This is a genomic window from Nonomuraea jabiensis, from assembly GCF_014204795.1.
Classification (GTDB): domain Bacteria; phylum Actinomycetota; class Actinomycetes; order Streptosporangiales; family Streptosporangiaceae; genus Nonomuraea; species Nonomuraea jabiensis.
Genome location: NZ_JACHMB010000001.1, coordinates 7106861 through 7128936, shown reverse-complemented (window position 1 = coordinate 7128936; position 22076 = coordinate 7106861). Strand labels below are relative to the sequence as shown.

Sequence of the window (22076 nt, the reverse complement as noted above, 5' to 3'; positions counted from 1 at the left end):
TCATGACTGCACCGCGGCCGCCATGACGGCCTCGTCGACGTCCCTGCCTTCGATGCGGGCGGCCTCGGCGGCGGCCAGCACCCGCTTGTAGTCGGTCGGCATGATCTTGCCGAACCGGCCCAGCGCCGCGTCCCAGTCGGCCAGCAGCTCCTTGGCGACCGGCGAGCCGGTCTCCGCGAAGTGCTTCTCGACGGTCTCCTTGAGGAACTCGCCGTCCTCCTCGGTGAGCGTCTCGATGGCGACCATCTCGCGGTTGACCCGCTCGGGCCTGAGGTCGAGCAGGTAGGCGATGCCGCCGGACATGCCGGCCGCGAAGTTGCGCCCGGTCGGGCCGAGGACGACGGCCCGGCCGCCGGTCATGTACTCGCAGCCGTGGTCGCCCACGCCCTCGACGACCGCCGTGGCGCCGGAGTTGCGCACGCAGAACCGCTCGCCCACGACGCCGCGGATGAACACCTCGCCGGACGTGGCGCCGTACAGGGCGACGTTGCCGGAGATGATGTGGCCGTCGAGCGGGGCCTCCTCGTGCGGCCGGACGGTGATCCGCCCGCCGGACAGGCCCTTGCCGAGGTAGTCGTTGGCGTCGCCGGTCAGCCGCAGCGTGACGCCGCGCGGCAGGAACGCGCCGAACGAGTTGCCCGCCGAGCCGGTGAACGAGATGTCGATCGTGTTGTCGGGCAGGCCCTGGCCGCCGTACCGCTTGGTCACCTGGTAGCCGAGCATGGTGCCGACCGTGCGGTTGACGTTGCGGATGGGCAGCTCCAGCGTGACCGGGGTGCCCTCGTTGAGCGCGCCCTCGGCGAGCTGGATCAGCGTGTTGTCCAGCGCGTGCTGCAGGCCGTGGTCCTGCTCGACGACCTTGCGCAGCGCGGTGCCCGCGGGCAGCTCGGGCCGGTGCAGGATCGGCGCCAGGTCGAGGCCGCTGGCCTTCCAGTGGTCCTCGGCCGCTGACATGTCGAGCATCTCGACGTGCCCGATCGCCTCGTCGAGCGAGCGGAAGCCCAGCTCGGCCAGGTATTCGCGGATCTCCTCGGCGATGAACTCGAAGAAGTTGACCACGAACTCGGGCTTGCCGGTGAAGCGCTTGCGCAGCTCCGGGTTCTGCGTGGCGACGCCCACGGGGCAGGTGTCGAGGTGGCAGACCCGCATCATGACGCAGCCGCTGACGACGAGGGGCGCGGTGGCGAAGCCGTACTCCTCGGCGCCGAGCAGCGCGGCGATGACGACGTCGCGGCCGGTCTTGAGCTGGCCGTCGACCTGGACGACGATGCGGTCGCGCAGGTCGTTCAGCAGGAGCGTCTGCTGGGTCTCGGCCAGGCCGAGCTCCCACGGCGCGCCCGCGTGCTTGAGGCTCGTCAGGGGCGAGGCGCCGGTGCCGCCGTCGTGCCCGGAGATGAGCACCACGTCGGCGTGCGCCTTCGACACGCCCGCGGCGACCGTGCCGACGCCGACCTCGGCGACCAGCTTCACGTGGACCCTGGCCTCCGGGTTGGAGTTCTTCAGGTCGTGGATGAGCTGGGCCAGGTCCTCGATCGAGTAGATGTCGTGGTGCGGCGGCGGCGAGATGAGGCCGACGCCCGGCGTGGAGTGCCTGGTCTTGGCGATCCACGGGTAGACCTTGTGGCCGGGCAGCTGGCCGCCCTCGCCGGGCTTGGCGCCCTGGGCCATCTTGATCTGCAGGTCGGCCGCGTTCACCAGGTATTCGCTGGTGACGCCGAACCGGCCGGAGGCGACCTGCTTGATCGCGGACCTGCGGGTGGCGTCGTAGAGCCGCTCGGGGTCCTCGCCGCCCTCGCCGGTGTTGGACTTGCCGCCGAGCTGGTTCATCGCGATGGCGAGCGTCTCGTGCGCCTCCATGGAGATGGAGCCGTACGACATCGCGCCCGTCGAGAACCGCTTGACGATCTCGGAGACCGGCTCGACCTCCTCGATCGGGATCGGCTCGCCCTTGCGCAGCTTGAACAGGCCACGCAGGGTCATCAGCCGCTCCGCCTGGGAGTCCACGAGGTTCGTGTACTCCTTGAAGATCTCGTAGCGGCGGGTCCTGGTGGCGTGCTGCAGCTTGAAGACGGTCTCGGGGTTGAACAGGTGAGGCTCGCCCTCGCGCCGCCACTGGTACTCGCCGCCGACCTGGAGCCTGCGGTGGGCGTTCTCCGCGCGCGGGTAGGCGTGGCGGTGCCGCTGCGCGACCTCCTCGGCCAGCACGTCGAAGCCGACGCCGCCCAGGCGGGAGGTGGTGCCGGTGAAGCAGGAGTCGATGACCTCCTGGCTCAGGCCGAGCGCCTCGAAGATCTGCGCGCCGGTGTAGGAGGCCACCGTGGACACGCCCATCTTGGACATGACCTTGATGACGCCCTTGCCGTACGCCTTGATCAGGTTGCGCACGGCCTTGCGCTTGTCCATCTGGAGCGCGCCGGTGTCGACGAGGTCCTCGATGGTCTCGATCGCGAGGTACGGGTTGATCGCGCCGGCGCCGTAGCCGATGAGCAGCGCCATGTGGTGGCACTCGCGGGCCTCGGCGGTCTCGACCACGAGACCGATCTTGGTGCGGGTCTTCTCCTGGATCAGGTGGTGGTGCACCGCGCCGGTCAGCAGCAGCGACGGGATCGGCGCCAGCGTCTCCGACGAGCCGCGGTCGGACAGCACGATGATCCGCGCGCCGGCCGCGATCGCCCGGGACGCCTCGGCCCTGATCTCCTCCAGGCGGCCCAGCAGCGCCTCGCCGCCGCCGGCGACCTCGTACAGGCCGCTGATGACGTACGGGTGGAAGCCCGGCAGGTCGTGCTCGTCGTTGATGTGGATGATCTTGGCGAGCTCGTCGTTGTCGATCACCGGGTACGGCAGCACGAGCTGGCGGCACGACGACGGACCCGGGTCGAGCAGGTTGCCCTCGGGGCCGATGGTGCTGGCCAGCGAGGTGACGAGCTCTTCGCGGATGGCGTCCAGCGGCGGGTTCGTGACCTGCGCGAACAGCTGCGTGAAGTAGTCGAACAGCAGCCGCGGCTTCTCGCTCAGCACGGCCACGGGCGTGTCGGTGCCCATGGAGCCGATCGGCTCCTGGCCCGCCCTGGCCATCGGCGCCAGGATGATGCGCAGCTCTTCCTCGGTGTAGCCGAAGGTCTGCTGCCGCTTGACGAGCGCCTCGTGCGTGGGGATCTCCCGCTGCCGCGCGGGCAGCTCCTCGAAGCGGACGAGGCCCGCGTGCAGCCACTCCTCGTACGGCAGCTCGGCGGCCAGCTCGGCCTTGATCTCGTCGTCCTCGATGATCTTGCCGCGGGCGGTGTCGATGAGGAACATGCGGCCCGGCTGCAGGCGGCCCTTCCTGACCACGTCCTCGGGCTTGAAGTCCAGCACGCCGGCCTCGGAGGCCAGCACGACCAGGCCGTCGGCGGTCACCCAGAAGCGGCCGGGGCGCAGGCCGTTGCGGTCGAGCACGGCGCCGGCCAGGGTGCCGTCGGTGAACGTGATCGACGCGGGGCCGTCCCAGGCCTCCATCATCGAGGAGTGGAACTCGTAGAAGGCCCGGCGCGCCGGGTCCATCTCGGTGTGGTTCTCCCACGCCTCCGGGATCATCATCAGCACGGCGTGCGGCAGGCTCCGGCCGCCGATGTGCAGGAGCTCCAGGGCCTCGTCGAAGCTGGCCGTGTCGCTGCCATCCGGGTCACAGATGGGGAAAAGTCGTGAAATATCGCCCGGGATGTGGGCGGACTCCAGCATCGCCTCGCGGGCTCGCATCCAGTTGCGGTTGCCCTTGACCGTGTTGATCTCGCCGTTGTGGGCGATGTAGCGGTACGGGTGGGCGAGCGGCCAGCTCGGGAACGTGTTGGTGGAGAAGCGCGAGTGCACCAGCGCGATCGCCGTCTCGTAACGCTCGTCGCTCAGGTCGGGGAAGAACGGCTCGACCTGGTCGGGCGTGAGCATGCCCTTGTAGACGATCGTCCTGGCGGACAGCGAGGGGAAGTAGACGTCCGCCTCGTGCTCGGCCCTCTTGCGCAGGCAGAACGCCAGCCGGTCGAGCTCCAGCCCCTCCCGGCCCTCGGGGTCGGCCACGAACAGCTGGGCGAAGTGCGGCATGACGGCCCTGGCGCTGGGCCCGGGCAGCTCGCGGTCGACCGGCAGCTCGCGCCAGCCGAGCACGGTGAGGCCCTCCTCGGCCGCGATCTCCTCGATCAGGCCGGTGGCGACACCCCTGGCCTGCTCGTCGAACGGCAGGAAGGCGATGCCGGTCGCGTACGCGCCGGCCGCAGGAAGCGCGAACGGCACGCTCGCGCGGTAGAACCCATCGGGGATCTGCGTCAGGATCCCGGCTCCGTCGCCGGTGTCCGGCTCGCTACCCTTGGCCCCCCGATGATCAAGATTGCACAGAGCCGTCAGCGCCTTGACCACGATCCCGTGCCCCCGGCGTCCCGCGACGTCGGCAACCATGGCGACACCGCAGGCATCATGCTCGTTGGCGGGGTGGTACAGGCCCTGGGGCTCGGGGAACCCGAGGTGGGCAGCAGGCATTGAATCCCTCCCGTCGTCATCGTCTGTCTCAAACTGCTCTACAGGCGGGGACGACGTTGGCCCTGCTGCATATCGTGGGTAGAGGTTACCGCACCCTGCCGGAATGGTGCCCGCCACGTCCGCATTGCGAACATTGGGCCCAATCCCAGCATCCGAACTACCTATCCCAAACCCCGGACGTAGGCAAAGAAATTCCCGCCACACGTCCACGATTTACGGCATGGGGAGCGAATCGTCCCCACTCCACCCCCCACCCAAACCCCAACCCCACCAATCCACCCGCCCACCAACCGGCCCCGCTCCCAGAATCCACCCCACACCGCCCCGATCACCCGACCACCTCACCGACTCGACGCCAGCCAACGCCGCGACGGCCTCCCCGTCACCGCCGAGGCACCGCTCAGGCCACCCTTCGCACCGCTCAGGGCTCCCTAACCACCAAGCCACTCGCTCACGCCGTGACCACGCATGCGGGGGGACGTCGCCCGGACGGGCGCATGGCCGGGGCGAGCACGATGCCGCCTCGCATAGATGCGCGCCCAGGCCAGGGACGACACCGGCCCGCACGGACCCGCGCCCGAGCTGTCCACCCTCGCACCTCGATAGGGTTGCCCTCGTGACTCCTCCGCTCCTCGAAGGGAGCGGCTTCTCGCCAAGCCGCCTGCGCAGCACCGCAATGCTTGATCGACGCGTCAAGGCAGAGGTCGACGTCGACCTGGGTCCCGACCCCGGCCCTGACCTCGACCTCGACCTCGACGTGCGCACAGTGCCCGCGACGAGAACACGCCCGGGAGATACCGGCGGCCTTGTGCACGAGCACCGTCAGCAACCCCCCGCGACCCGCGTCCAGGCTCGATCCACTCAATCTCGCTCCAGACGTGCCGTGGACGCCACCCCCTGGCCGATCGATCGTGCCGTACGCCTGCTCGCTGGTGGGGCGCAGCAGAAACACGGGCAGTCCCTGCACCGCCACCTCCCACCCTCGGTAACGAGACCATCACGCTATCGGCAGACGCCGACAAAATCTGGAGGGAGGGAGCGCGGACTCCTCCGCCGACAAAGGCGGGCGGTCACCTCCGCGCGGATCTGATGGAGCGTGACGGGGTGGAGCGCCTGCTCGCGGAGGCCGGGCCGGACAGCAGGCGGTTGCGGCACGCCCTGACCCTGCTGTGCGACGCCCAGTGGTGGACGCTGGCCGATCTGGTCAGGGAGACCGCCACGTCAAGGCGTACCATCGAGACGCTTCTGCGCGAGCTCCCCCTGGAGCGGAAGGGCGACGCGTTCCGGATCCCGCTGACCCACACCAACGACTACCAGGACCTCCTCGCACTGGCCCCGCCGCCGGAGGATCCGGTGGCCCACCTGCTCCCGCATTACGCTTCCGAGCTCACCCGCCTCAAGGATCTCGTGGCCCGGGCCCCGCGCGCCCGCCACGTGCTCGACCACGTCTCGGCCACCCCCGAGACGATCCTGAGGCGGGCGCTGCTGCTCGGCGCCCGCTTCTGGCTTCCGGGCACGCGCCTGCTGTGCGTGGGCGACCACGACCTGACCTCGCTGGCCGTCAAGCTGATCCATCCGGAGACCGACGTCACGGTGGTCGACATCGACGAGCGCATCCTGGCGTACATCGACGCCCAACGCCTGGGTGTCCGCACCCGCTGGGCCGACCTGCGCCTTGGCCTGCCCGCCTCCGCTCGGGACCACGACCTCGCCCTTACCGACCCGCCGTACACGCCGGAGGGCACGGGCCTGTTCGTGGCGCGCGCCGCCGAGGCGCTGACGGACAACGGCCGCATCCTGCTCGCGTACGGTGCCAGCGAACGTACCCCGATGCTGGCCTTCAAGGTTCAGCAGGCCCTGGCGGACCTCAACCTCGCCTACGAAGCCATCTATCCCGACTTCAACCGATATTTCGGAGCAGAAGCCATCGGCTCGGCCGCCGACATGTACATCCTCCGCCCCACCACCAAGACACGCCCGGCCGTGACGTCCCGCCTGAGCCGCCAAACCACCACTATCTACACTCAAGGCCCACAATCGGTCGAAAGCGCCCATAACGCCCTCACAGCCCCGCAGGAAGCCATCCAGGACTTCGACCCCGACCTGCTGGTGGGCGAATGGCCCAAGGACCTCACCCAGCCTCGGGTCCGGCTCTCGACCTGGCTCTCCAAGCCGTACGCCGCCACCTTGGACCGCGTGGCCGTGGCCCTGCCCCTGGGCCTGGAGGCCGCCCTCCCCCGCATCCTCCTGGCGACCCGCGCCTCTCACGTACGCGTCGTGGGCTCCGACCTCCCGCCGCTCCCTGACGTGCTCTCCACCGTCTACAAGCTGAGCGCCGGCGGCGACGTCCTGGACGCCGTACGCCTGCCACAACCGCCCGGCGACGCGGCCTCGGTGCTCCGCAGGATCCTGGACAACGGGCACGCCAAGCTGGCCAACACATGGCGCGAGGCCCTCATCGCGGTGGCCCGCACCCAAGGGTCGGCCCTCACCAAGAACGAGGCCCGCACCCTCATCGCCGAAGCCGCCCCCTGGTCGGAAGGCCTGACCCCCCTGGACGCCCCCCTCCACCGCCTGTCCGCCCTCCCGGAAGCAGTCACCACAACCATCTCCGCCCTGACCACAACCACCTGACCCACCCCCGAAACCCACCCTCCACCGGGACCCGGACACCCGGCCACATCCAGAGCCAGGCCAGCGCCTCGCCCGCGGCCCAGCGAAGGCCGTGTTCCGGTGAAGCCCGCAAATCGCCCTCGCCGTCGCGGTCGCCCTCGCGGTCAGGGCCGCCATCCCGGCCACCGTCGCCATCCCTGCCGCCATAGCCGTCGCCGCCCCGGCCGCCCCCGGCCGCCCTCGCCCTCGCCCTCGCGATCGGCGTCGCCGTCGCCGTTACCGATGGGGCCGCCGTCGCCGCCTCGGTCGCGGTCACCGTCCCGAGTCGCAGGTCCCGGTCACCATCGCAGTCGCGTATTCCCGTCGCGGTCGGCGTCGGCGTCGGCGTTGGGGTCGCCGTCGCCGTCGCTGCCTCGGTCGCGGTCACCCTCGCGCGCAGGTCACGGTCACCGTGGCAGTCGCGTGTTCTGGTCGCCGTCACGCTCGTGGGTCGCCATCGCAGTCGCGGCCGCCGCCCCGAGTTGCCATCGAAGTCGCGGATCGCCGTCGAGGGGCGGATGGGTGGGGGTCGGGTCAGGTTGCGGCGACGATGCGGCCCTGGACCACGCGGCCCAACCCGTCCAGCGCCACGAGGGCGGCAACCAGGTCCTGGGCGGACGCTGATCCTCCAGCCCAGCTCACGGTCACGTAATGGCCCATCGCCCGCGCCTGGGCCCGGCTGCCGAGCGGCTCGAACGCGATGTCCTGCCGTACGAACCCGTCCTTGCCCAGCGCCGACACCAGCGCGTCAGCCGCCCGTCCATCGCTCAGATTGAAGATGACGAACTGCCCCGCCACCGCACCCCCCTTGTACGTGGCCTGGAGCGCCTGTGTGCAGCCCGTGGCCGAGACCCCCCAGAGAACCTCGTCACAGTCGCTGAACTGCTGCGTGGCGTCCAGACGCATGGTGCCCAGGGTCTGGGTGGCCGGGGTGAAGACCTCGTTCAGGGTGAGGGGCGCGGCGTCGTTCTGGCGGCTGTCGATGGCGGAGTAGAAGGCGGAGGTGGGCTCGGCGTGGAAGCTGGCGGGCCTGGGGTCCTCCCGCCGCAACCACAGCCAGCCGGCCACCGCGACGACCGCCACGACGGCGACCCCCAAGGGGATGACGACACGACGCGACATCAGCAGGCCACCTCCGCGATCGCCACGACATCCCGAAACCCAGGACGGCCGCGCACCCCACTCGCGACAACTCCCCCGGACCCCAAACGACCGCCCTCAACGATCGCCACAACACCCCAAGGCCCCGAACGACCACCTACCTCACTCATGACAACTCCCCCGGACCCCAAACGACCGCCTTCAGTGATCGCCACAACATCCCGAGGCCCCAGAGGGCCGCTCTCCACGATCGCGGCAACTCCTCCGGGCCTCAGGCAACCGCCCTCATTGATCGCAGTGACGTCACCGGAGAGGTGCCAGGGGTGGGTGTTGTTCGGGGGCATGTGGTTTGGCATCAGGAGGAGGGTCCGGCGATCGTGACGACGCGGCGGTAGACGGCCTTCTCCGCGCCGCGCAGCGCCAGAGTGAGCGAGACGAAGTCGTCCTTGGGGCCGGGATCCGCGCCGTCGGTCTTGCCCAGCCATACCAGGCCGACATAGTGGCCGAGGGCGTAGCCGCCCGCCTCGGAGTAGCCTCCGGCGGGGAAGGTGGCCTTGGGGGACTCCAGGGGACGCGTCCAACCGCCCCGGTAAAGCGTCTTCAACGACTCGACCAGGTCGGCGGCCGACTTGCCGTCCTTGAGGTTGAGTAGCGTGTACTGGCCGATGTACCGGCCGTCGGAGCTCGCGTAGAGGCCGCGGGCGACCTGGGTGCATTCGGCGTCCGACACCAGTTCGAGGAGGTTCGCACCCCACAGCGCCGCCGAGCAGTCGGCGTCGAGTTTCTTGGCGACCAGCTTGAGCTTGAGCTTCTTCGACACGGCGAACTCGCTCTGCCCGAACACCTCCTTCTCGGTCAGTGCCCGCTGATCCTTGGCCCGGTCCATGACGGGGTCGAACAGCTTGGGCGAACCCCACCCTCGGAAGACCAGCGGGAGCGCCGTGTCCGGCGCGATCATGGCGGCGCTGGCCCGCTGCTGCGGGGAGTAGCCGCCGATGGAGTTGATCGCGGCCACCAGCCCGGCCCCGCCCGCCAGCACGCCGACGACCGTGGCGATGATGACGATCAACCGCTGCTTCTTGGGTGGCACACCCATGTGGGTGAGCAGCGGAAACTGCCAGTCAGAGGGCGGCGGACGCCGTCGCGTACGCGAGAACTTCCCCGGCCGCCCCTCGCCATCGGCCTTCCCGTCGCGAGACTCAGAAGTCGAAAATCCACCGTCGGTCCCGAAGTCCAACGGGCTGTCGTCGGCCAGTCGATCGTCCTCGGGCCCCAGCACTGACCAACCGCCATCGGCCCCAGCCACCAACCGGCCGCCTTCGCCCCCTGCCGCCGAACGACCACCTCCGGCCGCTGCCGCCGGGCGGCCGCCGTCCGTCTCAGGCCCCGAACGGCCGCCTTGGGCCCCGGCCGCCGCACGACGACCGCGACCTCCGGATGCCGAACGACCTCCATCGGTCTCGGTTGCCGAACGTCGTCCGCCGGCTCGGCGGGGTCGCGTCCCTTCGGTGACGGACCGCATACCGCTGACCGCCCAGTCACCACCGACCGCATCGGCCGCGGGCTCCTGGCCTTCGGCCGCCCACTTTCCAAGGTCGGCGTCGCTCGCCGACCGGTCCTCCGCGCCGTGGCTCGCCTTGGCCCGCCTGCGCCCGGAACGCCTTTCACCGCTGCTACCGGACGGCAACCGCCCGCCGCCAGTCGCCTCGGCCAACAGCTGACCATCGTCGCCCTGGCCTCCGGCAGCCCAGCCACCGCCGCCGCCACCAATGGCTCCGGCCCCGCCGCTGCCCGCAACTCCGGTATCGACTCCAGCAGCGCCACTGCCAGCAACTCCAGCACCGGCTCCAGGCCCACCTCCGCGAGTGGCTCGGGCACCGCCACTCGCACCGACACCGCCGCCACCGGTGGCCCCGCCACCAGCACCAGCACCAGCACCAGGCCTACCGTGGTCTGCCTGCCAGCCACCTGCGCCGGGCGTCGGCCGGCCGTCGCCACTCGACTGCCAGCCACCGTCCGCGCCTGCCGCCGGCCAGCCGCCAGCTGCATGGCCTCCACCGTCTGGATCTACGGACGGCCGAGCGCGACCGGCCCGCCCCGCGCCCGCCGACCGGCGACCACCGGCACGACGGCTGCCTCGCCCCTCCGACGCGGGCCATCCACCGCTGCCTGTATGGCCGGCGTCATCTGAGCCTGACGCCCGGCGACCGCCGGCACCGCCGGTGTCCTGCGCCTCTCGAGCCGGCCAACTGCCACCGGCGTCCTGGACATCGCGAGCCGGCCAGCTACCGCCAACGTCCTGGGCATCGCGGGCCGGCCAGCTACCGCCCGCGTCCTGCTGCACATCCCGCGCAGGCCAGCTGCCACCGGCGTCCTGCACATCCCGCGCAGGCCAACTACCGCCCGCGTCTCGCATGTTCCGCGCAGGCCAGCTGCCGCCGGGGTTCTGTACGTCGCGGGCCGGCCAACTACCGCCCGCGTCCTGCTGCACCTCGCGGGCCGGCCGGCTACCGCCCGCGTCTTGGGTATCCCGCGCGGGCCAACTGCCACCAGCCTGGCCAGCACGATCCGAACCCGACGCCCGGCGACGAGCAGCACGGCCAGCGTCCCGCACATCCCGCGCAGGCCAACTACCGCTGGGGTCCTGGACATCGCGGGCAGGCCAACTACCGCCAGGGTCCTGCACATCACGGGCAGGCCAACTACCACCCGCGTCCCGCTGCACATCCCGCGCAGGCCAACTACCGCGAGCCCCACCGGAAGCCGCGTTCGGGTCCGGGATCGGCTGGCCGGGAGCGGGGGTGGGGCCGGAGGCCGGGGTGGTGGGGTCGTCCTGGGCTCGGCCGGGCGAGCGGCCGCCGCGGGTGCGGCCCGTGCCGTCCTGGCCGGAGGAGGGTCTGCCGTGGCTGCCCGAACCGGCTCTCCTGCGGGCCATCACAGGCCCGCCGCGCCGATCAGGTTACCCAGGCCGAACGTGACCGCCGCGGCGATCGCGCCCACCACGAGCTGGCGCAGCCCTGAGTACCACCAGCTGCGCGCCGTCACCGCCGAGACCAGCGCGCCCGCCGCGAACAGGGCGACGCACGACACCGCGGCCGACAGCGCCAGGTCCCTGGCACCGAGCAGGTACGGCAGCAGAGGCAGCACCGCCCCCAAGCTGAACGACAGGAACGACGACACCGCGGCCACCACCGGTGAGGGCAGGTCGCCGGGGGCGACGCCCAGTTCGTTCTGGGCGTGGACCTCCAGCGCCCGGTCCGGGTTACGGGAGATCTGCCTGGATACCTCGTCGGCCAGGCCGGGCTCCACGCCCTTGTCGACGAACGTCTGGGCCAGCTCCGCCTGCTCGTCGTCAGGGTGGCGGGCGAGCTCGCGCCGTTCCACGGCGAGCTCGGCCTGGGCCAGCTCGCGCTGGCTGGCGACCGAGACGTACTCGCCGCCCGCCATGGACAGCGCGCCGGCGGCGAGCCCGGCGACGCCTCCGAGGGCGATGACCTTCGTGTTGGTCGTGCCGCCCGCGACACCCGCGATGAGCGCGAAGTTCGACACCAGGCCGTCCATCGCGCCGAACACCGAGGGCCGCAACCAGCCTCCGGTGACGTCGCGATGCTGGTGGTGGATCTCCGCGCGACCAGTCATCGCGAGTTCTTCTCCTTCGTCACGACTTCAGCGTCAGATGCCCCTACCCCGTCGGCGGGGGTCACATCATCCGCCGGCGGCGGGGTGTCCACCGCTCCGTCGTCCCCGGCCTCACCGGCCTTCCCGGTCTTCCCGGCTGCCGGAGCCGGGGCGTCCGTGACTTCCGCGTCCGTGGCCTTCCCTGCCGCCGGAGCACCGTCGTCCGCGACCTCGACGTCCGTGGCCCTCTCGGCTGCCGGAGCCCCGTCGTCCGTGGCCTCGGCGTCGGTGGTCTTGTCGGTCGCCGGAGCCCCGTCGTCCGTGGCCTCGGCGTCCGAGGACGACGGAGCCGCTGGTCGAGGGCCTGAGGCGGACTCGCCGTCGTCGGTCGAGGCGGGCTCCTCCCCCGCCCTGTCCCGCGTGTCCTCGGAGTCGGCGTCCGCCTGGTCGGCGGGGTGGGCCGGGTCGGCGGGGCCGGCCGGGGCCACGATCTCCACGCTGTCCCGGTTCCTGGTCAGCCAGAAGTACGCCAGCGCCGCCACGAACAGCACGATCGACGTCCACTGGTTGATCCGCAGCCCGAGGAACGTCACCGCGTGGTCCACGCCGCCGACCGGGTCGATGCGCAGCCCTTCGATCCAGAAGCGGCCCAGCGTGTAGCCGGCGACGTAGAGGGCGAACAGCCGCCCGTGGTGCAGGGCGAAGCGCCGGCCCGCGAAGATGAGCACGAAGCCGAGCGCCACGTCCCACAGCGACTCGTACAGGAAGGTCGGGTGGTAGAGCACCCCCGGCTCGCCCCCGTGGTCGACGTCGATCTCCAGGCCCCACGGCAGCGTGGTCGGCGAGCCGTAGAGCTCCTGGTTGAACCAGTTGCCCCAGCGGCCGATGGCCTGGGCGAAGGCGATGCCGGGCGCGACCGTGTCGGCGACGGCGCTCATGGAGATGCCGCGTTTGCGCACGGCGAACCAGACGCCGAGCGCGCCGAGTGAGATCGCGCCCCAGATGCCGAGGCCGCCCTCCCAGATGAACAGCGCCTGGATGGGCTCCTTGATCGCGCGGCTGCCGAAGTAGGTCTGCCAGTCGGTGATGACGTGGTAGAGGCGGCCGCCGATCAGGCCGAAGATGACCGCGGGGACCGCGATGTCAACGATCGTCCCCTTCTGGCCACCGCGGGCTTGCCAGCGCCGCTCGCTCAGCCAGACGGCGACGATGACGCCGAGCACGATGCATAGCGCATAAGCCCGGATCGGGATGATTCCGAGATACCAGACCCCCTGGGAAGGGCTGGGAATCGAGGCAAGGGGCATGTCAGGTGAGGGTAGCGGAAGAGAGACTACTTGGCCGCCTTCGTAATCGCATCGCGCAGATCTTGCGGGCTGAACAGTACGGGATTGTCGATTTCCTTGCCGTTCAGTTTCACCGTCGGCGTATGGTCGATCTTCTGCGCGTCGATGACCTTCCTGCTGTACGAGAGCTGCGCGTCGGCGTGCTTCTGCGTGGTGACGCACTGGTCGAAGTCCGGCGCGGTCACCCCGGCCTGCTTGCCCCAGTTCTTCAGCTGGTCGGCCGTGAAGCCGGCCTCGGTCTCGGACGGCTGGTTCTGGTAGAGCAGGTCGTGGAAGGCGAGCCACTGCTTGCCGTCGGCGACGCACCGGGCGGCGCTGCCCGCGCGTACGGAGTTGGACTTGGTCGGCTCCTGGGAGAAGATCGTGATCGGGTGGTAGACGACCTTGGCCTTGCCCTCGGCGGCGAGGTTCTTGAAGGTCTGGCCGCTGACCCGCTCGAGCTCCTTGCAGGCGGGACACTGGAAGTCCTCGTAGATGTCGACCACGGGCGCGGTGACGCCCTGGTTGGCCATCACGACCGAGCCGTCGGGCTGCACCGTGACCGACGCGAGCGCTCCGCCGGCCACCTCCGACTGCGAGGTGCTGGCCGCGTACCACCAGCCGAGCCCGACGGCGGCCACCGCGACCACCCCGGCGGTCGCGTACGTGGCGATGCGCCTGCGCCTGTCCCTCAGGCGCGCCTCGGCCTGCTGTTCCCTGATCTTCTCGCGCGCCGTCTTCGTCTTGGTGCGCTCAGCCTTGCTCATCTTCGTCATCCCCTTCAATACGATTGTCGCCCCCCAGCCCGAGGGCGCCGTCGAGCGCGAACCGGCCCGGCGGGAAACGCACCGCCCAGGCGCCGAGCAGCACGAGCCCGAAGTCGCGCAGGATGTCGAGCAAGTATGTCGGCTCCTCCCCTACCCCCAGCTGGCCGCCGCCACCGAAGCAGCCGCAGTCGATCCGCAGGCCGTGCGCCCAGGCCCAGGCGATGCCGAACACGAAGGCGAACATGAGCAGCCCGGCGATCACCGCGGCCACCCTGGTCAGCAGACCGACGACCAGCAGCAGGCCGACGACGATCTCCAGGATCGGCAGGGCGTAGCCCACCGTGACGGCGATCGACTCCGGCAGCAGCTGGTAAGCCTTGACCGCCACGACCGAGTCGGCCGGGTTGCCGATCTTGAGCCCACCCGCCGCGATCAGCACCCCGCCCAGGACCAGCCGGGCGACGGTCGTCACCCAGGGTATCGCCGAGAACTCACCGCGTGACGATAGTGACGCGTCCACACGCCATCTCCTCTTTCTCTGCACCGGGATGGGCACAGTACCGGGAATCCATATGACCACGGGGAGGATAAGCACCGGCTAAGCCGTGTTTCTTGCGGGAATTACGCCGTCAAGTAAAAATTTACTCAAGCAAGTAACGGTCACGGGCTCCGCCAGACGGGCGCAGATCGTGACGGCGACCATCGCGACGATCGCCGCGCTCGGCTACCCTCAGTGACGATCCGGGGGCGGCTCTCGGCGTACCTGACCGAGCGGGTGAGCGCCCGGCGGGCGCGGCCGCGGAGATCCCCTCCGCTCCGGGGCCACCGGCCTGCCGGAGCCGTCCCCTGTCGAGCGGTTGCTGGTCTGGGGGCAGGAGAGCGGCGAGTTCGGGGCGTTCGACGTGCGGGTGACCGCGATGGCGATCCAGCGCGCGCGCTGGACGGGCTGCCGTCCCTGCTGCAGGCCCGGCCCCAAGGCGGGCCCGGCCGCGCTGTTCACCAGGGCGGTCCGGGCATGAGGGGCCCGCTCAGCCGCACGTGAACCTGGCCTCGCCCCAGTCGGCGTGGTCGTTGCCGTTCCCGTCGCCGCCGTCCCCCACCACCAGGTCCACGTAACGGGCTCCGGTCAGGTCGGCGCTCAGCTCGTACGCCGCGTCGGCGGCCCGCAGGACCGGACTGCGTGCCTTCTCCACCCCGTCCGCCACCACGGCGAACTGCACGGACCCCCGCGTGGCCTGCACGTCGTCGACCCCGACGACCGCCGTGAACCCCGTGCACGCGCCGCCCAGATGGAAACGGACCTTGGCCGGCGCGTGCGTCCCGAGCCCCTTGGCGAACGTCCGCCCGCCGATGACGATCGGCCCGCCGTCGCCCTCGCCGGTGTCGCCGTTGGACCGGTCGCGCTCCACCGGCCCCCAGCCGTTGTCCGCGGTGACCCACTCCAGGTCGCTTGCGTAGGCGTCGCCCGCGGGCGGCCGGGGCGTCGTGCGCACGGTCGCGGACGCGGTGAGCCGCTTGGCCACGCCGTCCACGGAGTAGCCCGCGGCCGCGCCGAGCTCGTAGCTCCCGAAGGCGTCCGCGGGCGGGGTGACCTGCCAGCTCGTGGTCAACTTCGCGCCGGGCTCGACGTCGCCGGTCCCGTCGCCGGTGACCGTCCACCCGTCCGGGACGTCCAGCGTCACCCGCACGTCCCGCGCCGGCGCGTCCTCGAGGTTCGTGAACGTGGTGACGACCTCGTTGGCCACCCCCTGCTCGAGGACGCCGGCGGGCGCCACCTCCAGCGACCCGCACGCCTGCGCGTCCGGCGCCGCGCCGAGGTCGGTCACGGAGAAGTCGTCGAGGACGAAGTCGGCCCCGGCCTGCTCGGCCTTGAGCGAGCGCAGCCCGACCCACACGTCCCCGCACCCCGCCACCACCCGTTCCCTGAACGTGCCCGTGGTCCGTCGCTCGGGGATGGGCGTGCGCCGGGTCTCGACACTGGAGCCGACCTTGTCGTAGCCGGTCACCCACTGGTACGTGTCCGCCTGCGCGCTCTGGTAGGCGAAGGACACCTCGTACGCGTGCCCCGGCTCGAACCGCGCGGTCCACGGCAGCGTGCGGTAGATGAGCCCCTGGCGCTCCTCGTGCGCCTTCAGCGACCAGTCGCCGTTCAGCACGTCGTCGATCGTCTTGCCGTTCCACCCGGCCTGCGTGTACGGCTCGTGCCGCTCGGACAGGTGCGTGCGCGCGTCGAACGACCCGCCCGCGTCGCCCTTCACGAACGGCCCCCAGCCGGGCTCGGCCGACTCGAACGTCTCCACCTCACCGGCCGGCTCCCGCTCGAACACCCGCACGTCGTCCACCCGCACGTCCCCGTCGGCGGCGGCGGCCGTGATCCGCAGCGTGGCCGACGTGCCGGGCGCGGTGAAGGTCACCTTGGCCCGCTGGAAGAAGGTGTCGTGCTTCTCGTCGGAGGCGATGTAGTTCCTGGCCGTGGACCGGCTGAGGGTCACCGCCCGCCCGGCGGCCTCCAGGGTGGTCTCGCGGGTCCTGCCCGGCTCGATCTCGACGAAGGCCGAGGCGGTGTAGGTGCGGCCGGGCCGCAGGCCCGTCAGCCGCTGCTCCAGCCGCGCCTGCGCCCCGCCGCCGAGCACCGCCACCCGCTGGCTCAGCTCGTTCTCGCGGACGCTCACGGGGCCCGTGACGGTCCATCCGGCGAGCCGGTCGCCGTTGAAGCCGGGGTCGCGGACGCCGCTGCCCTGCCCCCAGTCCGGGTCCGGCTGCCGGGGCGCCTTGCCGGGGTAGAGGACGTACGGCACGCCCGCCTCCGCCCGCAACGTGATCTTCCCCTGCTCCGGGGTGACCGTGCCGACCGGCACCCGTCCCTGGCCGGTGAGCCGGTAGACGGTCATCGGCCGGTCGGCGTCCCAGGTCGTGACCCCTCCCGCGGGGTTGTAGTGGTAGTACCTGCCCTGCCACGGCAGCAGGTAGGTGCCCCCGTCGAGCACCTGGTGCCCGCCGGCGAACAGCTCGCGCCTGCCGTCCCGGTACGTGCCGCGCACGCCGCCGGTGAAGACGATCTCGTCCGCGTTCCAGTCCATGATCTTGTAGTGCTGCAGGTACTTGACCGGCAGGTTGTGCTCCCAGATGTTGCGGTAGAACGCGGTGAAGTCGTTCTTCGCCTGCCAGCCCTCGAACTCGACGATGCGGGCGTTGCCGAGGATCGGGTGGGCGTTCCAGACGTCCTTCTCGTCGTTGCGGATGAACCGGATGATCTGGGAGTTCAGCCCCTTGTTGGTGACGCCGCCGTAGCTGAGGTCGTTGGCCCAGTGCGACCACAGGGACGCGCGTTCCAGCTTGTCCGACCACTCCGTGGTCACCTGCCAGCCCTGCTCGCGCAGCTCGGCCAGCGTGCGGTCGGCGACCCAGCCGAACGGCCTGAACACGTCCACGTACAGCACCGCGAGGTTGCGGTCGGTCTCGGCGCGCAGCCGCGCGAGGCGCCCGGCCAGGGTGCCCCTGGTGAGGTCGCCGCGCTGGTCGATCAGGTACGCCTGGTCGAGCCAGTTCCAGCCCTTGGCGGCCTTGTCGACGAGCTGCTCGCTGAAGTTCCTGGCCTCGGGGTAGGACTCGGTGGCGTTGACGTGCGCGCCGAACGTGGCGTTCCAGCCCTTGCCGGCCTTGAGCAGCGTGTTCAGGTCCTTCAGGCCGCCCGCGCGCCGGTTGTAGTTGCCGCCGTAGTCGGGGTGCGCCGCGTCGTGGCCCTCCGACTGGTAGCCCTTGAGCAGCGCGAGCTGCCCGAGGCCGTCGGTGGCCAGCGAGATGCGCTTGACGTCGTCCAGGGTGCGCAGAAACGGGTGCGTGGCCTGGCTGGAGAAGTTGAACGGGATGTGCGTGACCACGCGATCTTTGGTCTGCTCGGCGCCGGGCGCCCTGACGGCGATGGCCCTGAACGCCACCGCGCCGTCCTGCCAGTCGAGCGTCCCGTCGCCGTTGGCGTCGGGCGTGACCACGACCTTGGCCCAGGGCGGCTCCTCGGTGAACGGCGAGCCGGTCGCGCGGTGCGTCCACTGGCCGCTCCACACGCCCACGGTGACCGTGCCGCCGGCGTCCTTCCTGGCCTGGTGCCAGAGCCTGGCGGCGTCGCGGTCGGTGACGCCCGAGGGGCGGTCGTAGGTGGAGTTCGTCTCGATCGCGGCGGCCAGCCGGTCGGTGTTCACGATCGCGTACGTGGCCCCGACCGGGCTGTCGTCGGCCGCGGTGCCCGGGGTGACCTGGGCGAAGACGTCGGCGGTCCGGGTCGAGTTCGGGTCCAGGCGGGTGAACGCGGTCGCCGCGCCCGGCTGCGCGCTCGACACCGACACCAGGTCGTGGCCGGGCAGTTCGATGGTGTTGACGCGGAACGCCGCGGTGTCGGCCACCGAGTCGATCCGGAAGGTCGTCACCCGGCCCTTGACCCCGATGCTCGCCCGGAGCGCGACGCCGTCGAGATCGGGGAAGGTCAGCCGGTAGCGGGCGGTCGCGCCGTCGTTCCCGGTCAGGGCCACGGTCGCGGGCCGCGCCTGGCCGTTGAGGACGACGGCGGGCACGCCCGCGCTGCCGCCCAGGCTGGCGCCGCTCGCCCGGTCGGTGTAGCCGAGGACGCGCGGGAAGTCCGGGTCGAGCTCCACGCGCAGCGCCGGGGACGAGATCGCGACCGGCGTGGCCACCCGCGCGGGCGTGGGCGGCTCGTTCTGCGCGGTGGGGCTGGGCGGGGGCGCCCCCGTCGGCGCAGTCTCCGGGGACGGTAACTCGTACGTCGGGGTGGGCCAAGGGGCGGGCAGAGGGGTGGGATCGGCGGACGCCGGGGCGGTCATGGCCGTGACCGCCAGCGCGAGGGCCGCGGCGAAGGTGACGGGGCTGGGACGCATCGGTGTCCTTTCGCGGTCGTGCGTCACACCGCTTCGGGGCCCCGATCATCACCCGCCCCGGACCGCACGCCAAGGCTTACGCGCCAGATCCTTGCATCAATCCCGAAATTTCGTCATACGACCGGTAAAGCTTTGCCGGCGTGCGTCGATGAGTGCCAGGGGCGCGAGCCTAGCGGCGCACGCCCGAGGCCATGTCCCTGGCCAGGGCGGCGATGGAGGCCCGGCCCTCCGCCTCGTCGGAGGCGTCGAGGATGCGGCGGATGAACGCCGACCCCACGATCACCCCGTCGGCGTAGGCCGCCACCTCGGCCGCCTGAGCGCCCGTGCCCACGCCGAGACCCACGCACACCGGCAGGTCCGTGTGCGCCCGGGTCCGCTCGACCAGGCCCTCGGCGGCGACGTTGACGCTCTCCCTGGCGCCGGTGACGCCCATCAGCGAGGCCGCGTACACGAAGCCCGTGCAGCAGTCGACGACGGCCTTGATGCGCTGCTCGGTCGAGCTGGGCGCCACCAGGAACACCGTGTCGATGCCCGCGGACGCCGACGCCGCCCGCCACGGCTCCGACTCCTCCGGCGTCAGGTCGGGCGTGATCGTGCCCACGCCGCCCGCGTCGGCGAGGTCACGGGCGAACCGCTCGGCGCCGTACTTGTCGATGGGGTTCCAGTAGGTCATGACGAGCGTGGCGGCCCCGGTGGCGGCGACGCCCTCGACCGTGCGCAGCACGTCGGCGATGCGCGTGCCGTTGACCAGCGACCGGTGCACCGCGTCCTGGATCGTCGGCCCGTCCATGAGCGGGTCGGAGTAGGGCAGGCCGATCTCGATGACGTCGCAGCCGGCCTCGACCAGGGCCGCGGCCGCGGCGACGTCGCCGCCCTTGGAGGGGAAGCCCGCGGGCAGGTAGCCGACGAGCGCGGCCCGGTTGTCCGCCTTCGCCTTGGCGAAAACCGTCTGAAGAGTCGTCATGTCTGTCCGTTTCGAAGGTCGAGTCCCACCAGTTATCCCCCGGCGCGGGGCCCCACGCCGGGGTGGCGGCTCGTCAGAGGTTGAAGTATTTCATCGCCGTGCCCATGTCTTTGTCGCCGCGGCCGGACAGGTTGACCAGGATGGTCGCCTGGGAACCGAGCTCGCGGCCCAGCTCCAGCGCGCCCGCCAGGGCGTGGGAGGACTCGATGGCCGGGATGATGCCCTCGGTCCTGGCCAGCAGCGAGAACGCGGCCATCGCCGCGTCGTCGGTGACGCCGTGGTAGGTGGCGCGGCCGGAGTCCTTCAGCCAGGCGTGCTCAGGGCCGACGCCCGGGTAGTCGAGCCCGGCCGAGATCGAGTGGGACTCGATGGTCTGGCCCTCGTCGTCCTGCAGCACGTAGGTGCGCGAGCCGTGCAGCACGCCGATCGAGCCGGCGGTGAGCGTGAGCGCGTGCTCGCCGGACTCCAGGCCGCGCCCGGCGGCCTCGTAGCCGTGCAGCTGGACGCCCTCGTCACCGAGGAACGCGTGGAAGATGCCGATCGCGTTGCTGCCGCCGCCGACCGCCGCGCACACCGCGTCGGGCAGGCCGCCGGTCAGCTCCTGGATCTGGCGGCGGGCCTCGACGCCGATGATGCGCGCGAAGTCGCGGACGATCTCGGGGAACGGGTGCGGCCCCGCGATCGTGCCGAACAGGTAGTGGGTGGTGTCGACATTGGTCACCCAGTCGCGGAACGCCTCGTTGATGGCGTCCTTCAGCGTCTGGGAGCCGTTGGTCACCGGCACCACGGTGGCGCCGAGCAGCTTCATCCTGGCGACGTTGAGCGCCTGGCGCTCGCAGTCGACCGCGCCCATGTAGATCACGCACTCCAGGCCGAGCAGGGCGGCCGCGGTGGCGGTGGCCACGCCGTGCTGGCCCGCGCCGGTCTCGGCGATCACGCGCTTCTTGCCCAGCCGCTTGGTGAGCAGGGCCTGGCCGAGCACGTTGTTGATCTTGTGGGCGCCGGTGTGGGTGAGGTCCTCACGCTTGAGGACGATCCTGGCGCCGCCGGCGTGCTCGCTGAAGCGCGGCACGTCGGTCAGCGTGGTCGGCCGGCCCGCGTACGTGCGCAGCAGATGGTCGAACTCCCGCAGGAACTCCGGATCGTTCTTGGCCTTCTCGTAGACCGCGGCCACCTCGTCGAGCGCCGGGATGAGCGCCTCGGGGACGAACCGGCCGCCGAAGATGCCGAACTTGCCGTGCACGTCGGGGTCGTCGCCGAGCGGGCCGTTGCCCGCCAGGTCGGCGGCGGTCAGGATGGAGCCTTCGTGTGCCACTGCTATCCCTCTGCTGAGTGGTCGGGGCGCGTCGCTGGATGGGCGCCGGCGGTCACCAGGGCCTCCACTGCCTTGCGCGGGTCCTTGCCGGTGACCAGGCTCTCCCCGACCAGGACGGCGTCGGCGCCGGCCCTGGCGTAGGCGAGCAGGTCGTGCGGGCCGCGCACGCCCGACTCGGCAATCTTGATCACATTATCGGGGATCTTGGGCGCCAGCTTCGTGAAGACCTCGCGGTCGACCTCGAGTGTCTTGAGGTTGCGCGCGTTGACCCCGATGACCCGAGCGCCGGCGGCGACCGCCCGCTCGAGCTCCTCCTCGGTGTGCACCTCGACCAGCGGGGTGAGCCCGATCGACTCGGCCCGCTCGATCAGCGACACCAGCGCCTCCTGCTCCAGGCAGACGACCATCAGCAGCGCCAGGTCGGCGCCGTGGGCCCGGGCCTCCCAGAGCTGGTAGGAGGTGAGGATGAAGTCTTTGCGCAGGATCGGGATGTCGACCCGGGCGCGCACCGCCGCCAGGTCGTCGAGGCTGCCGCCGAACTTGCGCCGCTCGGTCAGCACGCTGATGACGTGGGCGCCGCCCTCTTCGTAGTCGGCCGCCAGCGCGGCCGGGTCGGCGATGGCGGCCAGCGCGCCCTTGGACGGGCTCGACCGCTTGACCTCGGCGATCACCGAGATCCTGTCGCCCCCGAGCGCGGCCATGGCGTCTCTGGGAGCGTGGGCGCGCTCGGCCCGCCGCTTGAGCTCGTCAATGGACACGGCCTGCTGACGTGCCGCGAGGTCGGCGCGCACCCCGTCGAGGATGTCGTCGAGGACACTCGGCCCTTCCGTCCGCTCACTCACGCGCTTGAGGTCCCTCCGGTCGACTGTGGGGGCGGCGGAGAGTTCGCGTCGCGTCCGCTCTCTGCCTTGTCCTGCGATGGTATCGGCCCGCACGGGG

At 71.3% G+C, this 22076-nt stretch carries 13 protein-coding genes; 2 read left to right on the top strand and 11 right to left on the bottom strand.

The features are described from left to right. Positions 1–4506 (bottom strand): glutamate synthase large subunit, encoded by a 4506-nt coding sequence (gltB, locus tag HD596_RS32585; RefSeq protein ID WP_185073068.1) that lies wholly within the window; start codon positions 4504–4506, stop codon positions 1–3. Between the two features lie 1089 nt (positions 4507–5595). Here gltB and HD596_RS32580 point away from each other — a divergent pair. After that, a complete protein-coding gene (locus tag HD596_RS32580) occupies positions 5596–7140 on the top strand; it encodes a bis-aminopropyl spermidine synthase family protein (protein WP_221519621.1) in 1545 nt (514 codons plus the stop codon). Positions 7141–7692: 552 nt separating this feature from the next. Here HD596_RS32580 and HD596_RS32575 read toward each other — a convergent pair. The 6 genes from HD596_RS32575 to HD596_RS32550 all read right to left on the bottom strand — a co-directional run bounded on the left by HD596_RS32575 (position 7693) and on the right by HD596_RS32550 (position 14441). Next, positions 7693–8280 carry a hypothetical protein gene (locus tag HD596_RS32575; RefSeq protein ID WP_185073066.1) on the bottom strand — a complete coding sequence of 196 codons (588 nt, stop codon included), beginning with the start codon at positions 8278–8280 and terminating at the stop codon, positions 7693–7695. Positions 8281–8614: 334 nt separating this feature from the next. Then, positions 8615–9355 (bottom strand): hypothetical protein, encoded by a 741-nt coding sequence (locus tag HD596_RS32570; protein WP_185073065.1) that lies wholly within the window; start codon positions 9353–9355, stop codon positions 8615–8617. Between the two features lie 1838 nt (positions 9356–11193). Next, positions 11194–11898: a VIT1/CCC1 transporter family protein gene (locus HD596_RS32565; protein ID WP_185073064.1), complete on the bottom strand. Its 705-nt coding sequence runs from the start codon at positions 11896–11898 to the stop codon at positions 11194–11196. Continuing rightward, on the bottom strand, positions 11895–13100 hold the full coding sequence (gene lgt, locus HD596_RS32560; RefSeq protein ID WP_376775938.1) for a prolipoprotein diacylglyceryl transferase: 1206 nt from the start codon (positions 13098–13100) through the stop codon (positions 11895–11897). Before lgt ends, HD596_RS32565 begins: the two co-directional genes overlap by 4 nt. 110 nt (positions 13101–13210) lie before the next feature. Further along, on the bottom strand, positions 13211–13969 hold the full coding sequence (locus tag HD596_RS32555) for a DsbA family protein (protein WP_185073062.1): 759 nt from the start codon (positions 13967–13969) through the stop codon (positions 13211–13213). Further along, positions 13956–14441, bottom strand: a complete 486-nt coding sequence (locus tag HD596_RS32550; RefSeq protein WP_185073061.1) for a MauE/DoxX family redox-associated membrane protein — start codon at positions 14439–14441, stop codon at positions 13956–13958. The genes HD596_RS32555 and HD596_RS32550 overlap by 14 nt, the downstream gene beginning before the upstream one ends. A 385-nt stretch (positions 14442–14826) precedes the next feature. Between HD596_RS32550 and HD596_RS32545 the strand changes: the two genes are divergently transcribed. Beyond that, positions 14827–14988 carry a hypothetical protein gene (locus tag HD596_RS32545; RefSeq protein ID WP_185073060.1) on the top strand — a complete coding sequence of 54 codons (162 nt, stop codon included), beginning with the start codon at positions 14827–14829 and terminating at the stop codon, positions 14986–14988. Between the two features lie 9 nt (positions 14989–14997). On the opposite strand, the gene HD596_RS32540 is transcribed toward HD596_RS32545, so the two are convergent. From HD596_RS32540 to trpC, 4 genes are all read right to left on the bottom strand, one after another. Further along, on the bottom strand, positions 14998–18858 hold the full coding sequence (locus tag HD596_RS32540) for an endo-alpha-N-acetylgalactosaminidase family protein (protein ID WP_221519620.1): 3861 nt from the start codon (positions 18856–18858) through the stop codon (positions 14998–15000). Between the two features lie 169 nt (positions 18859–19027). Continuing rightward, the gene (gene trpA, locus HD596_RS32535) at positions 19028–19822 is read right to left on the bottom strand and encodes a tryptophan synthase subunit alpha (RefSeq protein ID WP_185073059.1); all 795 of its coding nucleotides are present in this window, start codon (positions 19820–19822) and stop codon (positions 19028–19030) included. 73 nt (positions 19823–19895) lie between these two features. Beyond that, positions 19896–21119, bottom strand: a complete 1224-nt coding sequence (gene trpB, locus HD596_RS32530; RefSeq protein WP_435875590.1) for a tryptophan synthase subunit beta — start codon at positions 21117–21119, stop codon at positions 19896–19898. Between the two features lie 20 nt (positions 21120–21139). Beyond that, positions 21140–21979, bottom strand: a complete 840-nt coding sequence (gene trpC, locus HD596_RS32525) for an indole-3-glycerol phosphate synthase TrpC (RefSeq protein WP_185073058.1) — start codon at positions 21977–21979, stop codon at positions 21140–21142. Between the last annotated feature and the right edge of the window lie 97 nt (positions 21980–22076).